This window comes from Paenibacillus sp. OT2-17, assembly GCF_009827695.1.
GTDB classification, from domain to species: domain Bacteria; phylum Bacillota; class Bacilli; order Paenibacillales; family Paenibacillaceae; genus Paenibacillus; species Paenibacillus polymyxa_B.
The window spans coordinates 1-8,428 of the sequence record NZ_WUDQ01000134.1; the positions used below are offsets into that span (position 1 = coordinate 1).

Annotated in this window: 4 protein-coding genes; all 4 read right to left on the reverse strand. The window is 47.5% G+C overall.

What is annotated here, in order from left to right; genetic code table 11:
- On the reverse strand, positions 1-341 hold a 341-nt coding region (locus tag GRP75_RS14910; protein ID WP_160789690.1), incomplete at its 3' end, for an ABC transporter permease.
- A 29-nt stretch (positions 342-370) separates the two neighbouring features.
- Positions 371-2,026: an ABC transporter substrate-binding protein gene (locus GRP75_RS14915; RefSeq protein WP_068938672.1), complete on the reverse strand. Its 1,656-nt coding sequence runs from the start codon at positions 2,024-2,026 to the stop codon at positions 371-373.
- A gap of 452 nt (positions 2,027-2,478) precedes the next feature.
- Entirely contained in the window at positions 2,479-6,348 is a 3,870-nt protein-coding gene (locus GRP75_RS14920; RefSeq protein ID WP_160789691.1) for a non-ribosomal peptide synthetase, read from the reverse strand.
- 130 nt (positions 6,349-6,478) lie between these two features.
- A partial coding sequence (locus tag GRP75_RS14925; protein ID WP_237449058.1) for a non-ribosomal peptide synthetase occupies positions 6,479-8,428 on the reverse strand: 1,950 nt, incomplete at its 5' end.

The window sequence follows — 8,428 nt, forward strand, 5'->3', positions numbered from 1 at the left end:
ATTCCGACTACTACAGCAAAAAACATGCTTGCTACTGTCAACTCCAGCGTAGCCGCCAGATAAGGAAGCATTTCCCGGGCAATCGGCTGCCTGGTGCGAATGGAATCGCCCAAGTCCCCTTGTGCCAGCTCACCTAAATAGGTCCCATATTGCTGTAACCACGGCTTATCCAGCCCCAATTGCTCACGTAGCGCCTGCTTGGACTGTTCCGTAGCCTTATCTCCCAGTATGGTTTCCGCCGGATCTCCCGGAATGGCATGAATAATGGAAAAAACGATGAGCGTCATGCCCAGTAATACAGGAATCAATATAGCCAGTCTTTTCACAATATATGAATTCATATCAGATTCACCGCCTGCTTGCGTTTGGGCTATTCAAAATAAATATTTCCGTACGCTTCAATACCTGCCGGAGAAGGTACAAAACCCTTGAGGTTCGCTTTACCTGCCATCAGCGGTGTGCTATGAACCAATGGAATCCACGGCGCATCCTGTTTAATAATCACTTGTGCTTGTTTATACAGTTCCCCACGCTTGTTCTGGTCGACCTCAACCTGAGCCTTCACCAATATTTTATGAAGTTCCTCATTCACATAAAAACTGCGGTTATTGCCTGGAATCGTATCCTTGTCCAGCAATGTATAAAGGAAATTATCCGGGTCACCATTATCCCCGTTCCATCCCAGCATATACAGATCATCCTTTTCCCCCGCCTTAACATCATCCAGATACGTGGCCCATTCCGGGGATTGGATGTTTACTTTGACGCCTATTTTTTCAAAATCGGCTTGAATGGCCTCTGCCACCTTTTTTCCGTCAGGCATATAAGGACGAGATACGGGCATTGCATAGAAGGTTAACGGCTCGGGAAGCCCGTTAGGAAAGCCCGCTTCCGCTAGCAAAGATTTAGCCTTATCCAGATCATAGGCGTAGTCCTGAATACTATCGTTGTACCCCCATAACGTAGGTGGCATCGGATTGACCGCAGGCTTAGCCTGCCCTGCAAACAATGCATCAATAATGGCCTGCTTGTTCACTGCGTGATTCAGTGCCTGCCGCACCTTGGGATTATTGAAGGTTTTTTTCTTTAAATTAAAGCCAATGTACGCCACATTAAAGGAGGGACGTTCAATTTTCACCAACTCGCTATTACCGTCTAACTGCTTTGCATCATCCGGGTTCAAATCCTCCATCAGGTCAATTTCCCCGTTTTGCAGAGCATTAAATCTCGCGGTATTGTCGGGTATGGAACGAACAATGATCTTAGCCAGCTTCGGCTGCCCCTCTTTCCAATAGTTTGGATTCTTCTCCAGCGTGATGGTATCGTTCCGTTTCCATTCCTTAAATACAAAAGGACCCGTGCCGACCGGATTACTCTTGAAATCAGCCTTTTTCTCCTGAATAGCCTTGGGACTTGAAATACTAAAGGATGGCATAGCGATATTTTGTAAAAACGGCGCCTGCGGCTTGTTTAGTGTAAATTGGACGCTGTTCGCATCTACCGCTTTAACCTCCTTAATCACCCTACTTCCTTCAGGACCGAACATAGAATCATAATAGTCAAACGAGTCACCTTCAAATTTGTATGGACTTTTCGGATCAGCCCAGCGGTCAAAGTTAAACACAACCGCTTCTGCGTTAAAGTCACTTCCGTCATGGAATTTCACACCCTGACGCAGCTTGAACGTATAGACCAGTCCATCCGGTGATACTTCCCAGCTCTCTGCAAGCCCCGGTTGGATCTCCGTTGTATTTTCCTTATATTCCAGCAGTGTGTCGAACACTTGCATTCCGATTTTTAGCGACTCGCTTTCAGTCACAATGGCAGGATCTAGCGCCACGGAATCTCCGCCGCGTCCATAAATAAGCGTGTCCTGCACGCCCTCTCCTGCTCCACTTGGTGTTTTCCCTGCCTCTGGCTTTGCTCCTTCACCTGATCCCCCACAACCGGAAAGCGCCAAAACAGCTCCTAGCGCAAGCACCAGCAGAACGGTCCAGATTTTGTGTTTTGCATACTTTTTGCTCATGCAGCAAACCCCTTTCACACCTTATATATTGTTAATTCGTTGATACCGGATGAATGCCAATTCCTTTGGATTGACATGACAAGCTTGTCCTCAAGCTGTGGTCCCAGGTTCCGAGTTCATCAAATAGGTGTAGTAGGACAGAAGTGTTCATAATCTAGTGGTGTAAGAGATGCTGTAGGGTAATGAATAGATGTGATGTAATAAATAGAAAGAGGAGTATGTGAGGTCGTGGTGAAAGTGTGATATATACTCACAAACAGTGAATATTATGTTCAAACAAAGTTGATTATTGGATACTTTACTATAAAATCTGGAAGCAGACAAGGGGGTTTTTCATACATTACCATATGTTTTTATACATCATGTCAATTAATATTACAAACCAACTTACACGATCATATCAAATAAATACTCCTGCTTGGGGTCTTCAACCTCCAAGCAGGAGCATAATCTTACCTCAAAAATGTATTCAGCACCAAACCTACAGACACGGCTTGGGCTCCTTTTACGATAGAGAAATGATCGCCAGGCACTTTATGCGTGAACATTTCCCCCTTACAATACAATTCCCATCCTTTATATCCTAATTCCCAGGTATGTTCTGAAATAAACAAACATACAGGGGCCTTTACAGCTCGATCGGGCTGGTAGACATGCTGCATTTTCACCCAATGATTCACACTTTTAAAGCGTTCTAGTAATTCACTCCGTCCCAACTCATTAAATTCCGGTAGCAAGGGGAGTACACTGGCTGGAAATGCTCGCTTCCAAAGCGATAAATCCAACGTTTCTTCCATCCTCTCCAGTTCCTGAATATGGTGGTCCCAGTGATCTTCCTTGCCATACTTCAAAGGTGGCAGTGTGTCCAGAATGGCCAAAAGTTCGACACGTTCTTCTTGTTCTTCCAATTGTCGGGTTATTTCGAAAGCAAGCGTTCCACCCATACTCCACCCCGCAACATAATACGGGCCTGTTTCCTGAATGCTTTTCAATTGATTCACATATCGGTGTGCCGCTTCCTTCATCCCAGCTGTTTTATTTTCAGCAAGAATCGAAGCATCCATTTTTATGCCCCAATAATTCCAAGTAGCTGTAAGTCCGTTGACCAATTCCATGTAGCAACTGACATCCAAGCTTCCATCATGGATGAAAAAAAGGTGCTTATCCTGCGCTGTGCCGGGCTTTAAGAGGACAAGCGTGTCTGCTCTGGCTGGAAACACACTTCTTTCCTTTCCCTGCAATGCACTTGCCAGTAGGCGGATAGTAGGAAAAGTAAATAATTTGGTGAGCGGTAGGTCTATCCCTAACTCACGCAAAACTAGTGAAACCAGCTTGGTAGCCTTGAGCGAGCTTCCTCCCAGGGTGAAAAAATTGTCCGTTACACCAATGCGATCCGTCGGCAGGTTCGTGGGCAGAACCATCGACCAGATGCGAACCAGCTCCTGTTCCAGTTCATTGCAAGGAGGGACATATTCATTCTCCCGCAGTGCTTCAAGATCAGGCTCTGGCAACGCGTTCCGATCAATTTTGCCATTCACATTCAGTGGCAAACGCGGAAGTCGGATCAGACAGGCAGGAATCATATAATCCGGTAAATATGTAGCCAGCTCCAGCCGGACTTCTGCCTGTGACATTTCTACGTCGGAAACAAAGTAAGCACAGAGGTATTTGATCCCGTCGCTGTGCTGACGAACAAGCACGACTGCTTCCTGAATCCCCTCTATATGTGCAAGCCGTGCCTCAACTTCGCCGGTTTCAATACGAAAGCCCCGAATTTTGACCTGGTGATCCATGCGACCCAAAAAAACAAGCGTTCCGTCAGCCAGCCATCGGGCACAATCTCCAGAACGGTACATACGCTCTTCTGGGAGCCAGGGATGAGAAACAAATTTGGCTGCCGTTAATTCCTCCCGAGCCAAATAGCCACGCGCCAATCCTTCACCTCCAATGCACAGCTCACCCGGTACTCCAATGGGCTGAAGTTGATTGGACGCGCTCAGGATATAGACCTGTGTATTGGCGACAGGCTTGCCAATCGGCACGTTATGGTCATAGTCCTCCTGAATCGTATGGAACGACGTAAAAATAGTATTCTCCGAAGGACCGTAGGCATTGACAATCGTTAAATCCGGCTGGGCGGCGCGAAGGAGATTCATATGCTGCGGAGACAAGGCGTCTCCCCCGGTCATGATCAATCGAAGTCCAGTAAAGATGGAAGGTTTCTCATCAATCAGCTGATTTAGCAAAGGAGCCGTGAACCATGCCATCGTGATTCCATACTGTGCCATCCTCTTGCCGAGTATGTCGGCAGATAAAAGCTCTTCTTTTTCAATGAGATACAAGGTTGCCCCGCTCAGCAGTGTTCCCCACAGTTCAAAAACCGACACATCAAAGGCCAGGGAACACGTCTGCAATATTCGATCCTCTTGCGTAATAGCCAACGGCCCTGGCTCTAACACTAGGCGAGCAAAGGATTGATGCTCAATCATTACACCCTTTGGTTGTCCTGTAGACCCCGAAGTATAAATGATGTACATCACATTGTGCGCCTGATTGCTGTCCTCCAGATTACGGGGTTCTCCCGTATAGAGACTCGGGTCTGTGAGCAGTAACATGTCCACCCCAGGAAAGCGTCTGGTGCTGGCAGTCGGTAGAAGGCATATTTTCGCCTGACTATCCTGTAATAGATATTGAATCCGTTCATCTGGGTAGAGCGGATCAATCGGTAAATAAGCGGCCCCGGCCTTCAAAATAGCTAAAATACCAACAATCATCTCCAACGCAGGAGTAGCTAAAATACCGACGACATCTTCTGCCTGAACTCCCTTTTGCCGTAAAACCCGCGCCAATTGATTGGCACGTTCATTTAATTCATCATACGTTAGTTGCTTTTCTTTCCACCTCACGGCTGGATGGTCAGGCGTCCGTATCACTTGCTGTTCGAACAGTCGATGGATGGTTACCCCATGCGAATTTTTTTCGTATGCATTTTTGCTGTGGGTCTGATTAAAAGTATGAAGTAAAACGGTGCGCTCTTCTTCTGTAACCATATCAATGTCTTCAATCCGAATATCGGGTTGTTCGCCAATGATTTCGACAATTCTGGCAAAATGTCGTAGCATCCGGCGGGCGCTTTCCTCCGTAAACAACGCTTTGCGATATTCCAGTTCCAGCCCGATACCCTCCTGCATTTCGTATGCATACAAGGTGATATCAAATTTAGCGATTTTATGTTCAAAAGTATAAGGAGAAAACGTGACCTCTGTTGCCTGCACGACAGGCTGCGGTACATTTTCCAATACAAAGCAAGCATCAAATAAGGGATTACGACCACTGATTCGTTCAGGATTGACCTGCTCCACCAGCATATCAAAGGGGTAGTCCTGATGCTCAAACGCAGCAAAAGTTCGGTCTGCCACTTCTTCCAGAAAATCAGAGAACCGCTTGGTTCTCTGCGGTTTCTGACGCAAGGCGAGCGTGTTCACGAACATGCCCACAATCCCTTCAAACTCGGAATGAGTCCTTCCGGCGACAGGTGTTCCGATGACCAGATCCTCCTGTCCGGCATATTTGGACAGAAGGATGCTGTACGCGGCGAGTAGAACCATATACAACGTAACATTGTGCTGCAAGCATAATGCACGCAAGGAGTGAGCCGTGTTAGCTTCAATCGAGTACGATACGATCCCGCCGCTGTAATCGGACCTTAAGCCTTTTCCATCTGTAGGCAGCGACAGCAGAGGAACATCCTCTGTAAATTGGTTCAGCCAAAATTCACCCTGTTTCTGAATATGAATATCACTTAATTGATCGTTTTGCCAGATCGTATAATCGACATACTGAAACTCTAATGGAGCAAGCTCCTGTCCCTGATATAGAGCCATCAGCTCTTCAAATATAATGTTGATGGTTACCGCATCCGCGATGATATGGTGGATATCAAACAGGAACAGAATCTCCCCATCAACCAAAGGTACAAGCTCAGCCCGCCATAGAGGGGCCTCGTTCAGATTGAACGGACGGATAAACTCGTTAACAAGCTTATCCGTACTCTGATCCGAACGTTCTCTATAGGGAATCGATACATCGATGGATTCATGGACGAGTTGTAAAACCTCGCCGTCCTTTTGAATAAAGGACGTTCGCAAGCCCTCATGACGTTCTGTCAGCCTACACCATGCTCTGTACAGCCGCTCTGGCTCCAGCGCTCCTTTGATGATTCGAATGCTGGGCATGTTATAGATGATGTTAGGTCCGAGAAGATCATGAATCAGATATAGCCGTTTTTGCGCCGAAGATGTTTCATATCCTTCATAATGCATGATGCTAAATCTCCCTCCGTCGGCGTTCTTTTTTCTCTACTTTTACTGATGACAGTGCATGCTGCTGAACTGGGATGACTTCTCTCATAAGCTTTCCATCGCCCCGAAGTATGTTGCTAATCTCGGTTTCCTATGTTCTGAAAAACTCAATGGCAAACGGAACAGATTCATGAATAAGCTGAACAATCTCGCCGTTGATCACATCAAATGTGGTCCTAAAAGCTTCGTGACGCTGAATAAGCGCTTGGAAGGCTCCCTCAAGTCTGGCCAGGTCCAGTTCTCCTTCCAGCATCATGGCGCCCGGTAGATTATAGCTTAGATCCTCTGGATTCAGCTCGTGCATCATAAAAAGACGCATTTGAGCAGACGAGGCCGGATAATGGGCGCTTGGAGTCGCAGCAGGGATCAAGGAACGGACTGTCGCTTCATCCTCGTGATGACACTCAACTCTTCTGGAGCTTATGTGATCTGAAAGTTGTCGAATAGTCGGAGCTGCAAAAAGTTCCTTTAAAGTAATCTCGATGGCCAACATTTGACGCACACGCAAAATGAACTGGTAAGCGAGCAACGAATCTCCGCCAAACTCAAAGAAATGATCATCTATACCTACTGCGCCTGTTTTGAAAATGTCCGCCCACAACAGGAGCAGTTGCTGTTCCATTTCGTTGCGGGGCTGTGTATGCTCTTTGCCGGAAGGCAACTCTACCCCCAAGGTATTTAACGCCTTACGGTCCAGCTTTCCGCTTGAACCAAGAGGCATCGTTTCCACCTTCATAAAACGTAAAGGAATCATATATTCCGGCAATCGTTCCAGCAAAAATGCCCGCAGTTCTCGAACTGTACAGTCGGTTTGCACAACCAGATAAGCACACAAATACTTGTTGCCCTGCTCATCTGTCAAATCAAGTACAGCCGCCTGCTGAATGTCGTTATTTTGCAAGAGGGCTGTTTCAATTTCACCTGTCTCAATCCGGTAGCCTCCGATTTTCACCATTTGATCCGACCGTCCCATGTAAACAATCTCGCCGCTAGGCAGCATCCGGGCAAGATCGCCTGTCCGATAGATTCGCTCACCTGGTACAAAAGGATTGGGGATAAAACGCTCTGCCGTAAGTCCATCCAGATGTACATACCCGCGTGCCAGATGGCACCCTCCCAGACAAAGCTCTCCTACCTGCCCCAAACCAACCAACGCCAGCTCCTGATTTAAAATATACGCCCGGGTGTTGCCCACAGGCCGTCCGATCGGAATCGGACCTTCGGAAGATACAGACGTACACGTATAGGCTGTTGCAAACACACTGGCTTCCGTAGGCCCATACAGATTAAGTAATCTCGCTTCCGGGAACTTCAGATTAAAACTTCGCACCTGCTCCTGGCCTATCTGTTCGCCACCCGACATGACCCAACGCAAAGTGGCTGCTTGGATTGTATCCTCGACTGAAAGCTCTGACAAAAACATTTGCAGCACAGTAGGAATGAAGAAAGCCACTGTAACCTGATGCCTGTGAATGGTATCCAGCATTTGACGGGTATCCGTTTCTGCACCTGCCTCCAATAACACCAATCGTCCTCCGCCCATGAACCAGCTGAAAAGCTCGACGATGGAACCATCAAAGGTATAGGATGCTTTTTGCAGCACCGTGTCCTGCTCCCTTAAACCAAGCTGTTGTGCCAGCCATACCACTCGCGCACTAAAGGCGTGATGCTCCACCATCACCCCTTTGGGCTGCCCCGTTGAGCCGGAGGTGAAGATGACATAAGCTAGATGATCAGGCTGGATGACAAGCTCTGGATTACCTCGTTCTTGCTGATCCTGACACAGTAAGTCAACGTCGATGACCTGCTGGATTCCTTCATCTATCCAGTTGGCATGGCATTGCTGATGGGTCAGAATCCATTCGGCACCAGCGTCTGTCAGGATGTAGCGAATCCGTTCCTTTGGATCGGCTGGATGAATGGGGAGGTACGCCGCCCCTGCTTTTAACACGCCCAATAAAGCAACAATCATTTCCGGTGAGCGCTCCATAACAATAGCTACTATTTGCTCCGGCCGGGTACCGGAGTCCAGTAGGCTATG